The organism is Micromonospora sp. NPDC049799 (genome assembly GCF_040656655.1).
GTDB lineage: Bacteria > Actinomycetota > Actinomycetes > Mycobacteriales > Micromonosporaceae > Micromonospora.
The window spans coordinates 1-1,837 of sequence record NZ_JBFAMU010000748.1 but is presented as its reverse complement, the minus strand read 5'-3'; the positions used below and the strand labels follow the sequence as shown (position 1 = coordinate 1,837).

The following is a 1,837-nucleotide window of genomic DNA, read 5'->3' as shown; positions in this document are numbered from 1 at the left end:
GCCGCACGCTGGTGAAGCTGGCCACGAACCGGCTGTCCACCGGGGTGCCGGTCGCCGCGAAGCAGCGCACCAGGATCAGCTGGTGGCCGGCGACGCGCTCGGTGTCGACCTGCCCGCCCGCCTCGGCGGCGTGCTGGCGATGAACATGATCGGCCACCTCGCGCCGGACGGGCGCCGGGCGTTCCTGCGCCGGGTGGCCGGGCGCCTCGCTCCCGGCGCGCCGCTGGTGCTGAACCTGCAACCACCGGCGGAGCCAACGCCGGTGCCCTTCGCGGTCTTCGGCGCGGTTCCGGTCGGCCGGCACACCTACGAGGGGGGCGGCTCCGCCGAGCCGTCCGGCCCCGACTCGGTGACCTGGCGGATGCGCTACCGGGTCCTGGACGCCGACGGCACGGCACTGCGGGAGGACCACGCCGACTACCGCTGGCACGTCGCCCCGACCGAGATCCTGCTCGCCGAGCTGGCCGAGGCGGGCCTGACCGGTGAGGTAGGGCCGTTGGACGTCGTCCGGGCCGTACGCCGGCCCTAAGGCGGGTCCCCCGACCCGCCCGCCAGCGTCACCGGACGGCGGCGAACACGTACTGACCCAGCGCGGCTAGCGGGTCGTCCGCCTCGGGCAGCGCCAGCGCCGGGGTCAGACCGACGGCGGTGAACTGGGCCAGCCACTGCTGCCGGGTCAGGAAGATTCGGCCGGTACCGGCCCGCAGGTCGCCGCTGCCTGCCGCCGGCACCCCCGGCCGGGCGGACATCAGGAACTGCATCGACGTGGCGATCTGGTAGTGCTCCCGGCAGGACTCCACCAGCACCAGGGTCCCGCCCGGGCTGAGCAGCTCCCGCAGCCCGGCCAGCAGCCCGGCCACGTCGACCGCGTTGTGGGCGACGTTCGCCGCGAGGACCATGTCCTGCGTACCGGCGGTGACACCCTGGTCGAGGACATCGGAGTTGATGTCGAACAGCGCGTACTCGCAGAAGTCGTACCGGGCGAACCGTGCCCGCGCGCTGTCCAGGAAAAACCGGGACACATCGGTGAACCGGTAGCGCACCGGCCGGCCCGCGAGGACCGGCAACACGTCAGCGGTGGTGCCACCGACACCCGCGCCGAGCTCCAGCACTCGCAGCGGCTCCGACCGGCCGGGGCGCTCGACCGCGTTCCGCAGCAGGTGCGCGACGACCGCATTCAGGTACGCGTTGACGACGTTGTCCTTGTACGCCGCCTCGGCGGTCTCCAGGTCCTCGTCGGCGAAGAGCAACGCCTGCAACGGCACCTCGTCGCGGAGCAACTGTGGCAGGTGAGCGGCGGTGGCGGTGAAGAAACGCGTCATCGCCGGTGGGTAGCCCAGGCCGGCGCGGGCCGCGTCGAGCGCGCGGGTGGCCGCGTCGAGATCCGCACGGTCGGCGGGACGCAGATGCTGGTACCGGCCGGTCTCCGCGTCGTGGCACAGCCAGCCCTCGGCGGCGAGCACGGCCAGCCAGCGACGCAGGATCCACCGGTGCCGCTCGGCGACGCGCAGCAGGTCCGCCACCTGGTCGGCGGTCCGCGCCACCCCGCCGGCAAGGGCCCCCTCACCGTGCAGGGTGACGGCCATCGCCAGCAGGGCGGCCTCGTCAAGTTGGCGGATGAAGCCGGGCAGGGCGGCCCGGTCCACCCCGGACAGCGTGGCGTCCCCGGCCCGGCCGGCGTCGCGTACCAGCGTAGTCATCGGTCCTCCTGCGGCAGCTCCACGGCGAGCGACAGCCGGGCGGCGTCCGGCAGCCGGCGGCGCAGCAGGCGGCGGGCCTCCTCCGCGATCCGGCGGCGGGCGAACTCTGCGATCGGCTCGTGTGCCCGCCGTTCGCC

2 protein-coding genes are annotated in these 1,837 nt (G+C 74.4%); one reads left to right on the top strand and one right to left on the bottom strand.

All coding sequences use genetic code 11. The features are described 5' to 3' along the window. The first annotated feature begins 82 nt into the window (after window positions 1-82). Window positions 83-529 carry a hypothetical protein gene (locus tag AB0I76_RS29070; protein ID WP_357042093.1) on the top strand — a complete coding sequence of 149 codons (447 nt, stop codon included), beginning with the start codon at window positions 83-85 and terminating at the stop codon, window positions 527-529. A 28-nt stretch (window positions 530-557) separates the two neighbouring features. Here AB0I76_RS29070 and AB0I76_RS29065 read toward each other — a convergent pair whose 3' ends face one another. Beyond that, window positions 558-1,700, bottom strand: coding sequence for a class I SAM-dependent methyltransferase (locus AB0I76_RS29065; RefSeq protein ID WP_357042091.1), 1,143 nt, complete (start codon window positions 1,698-1,700; stop codon window positions 558-560). Window positions 1,701-1,837 lie beyond the last annotated feature (137 nt).

Coding starts and splice junctions, on each gene's coding strand:
- AB0I76_RS29065 (WP_357042091.1), bottom strand. CDS start 1,700: ATGACTACGCTGGTACGCGACGCCGGCCGGGCCGGGGACGCCACGCTG.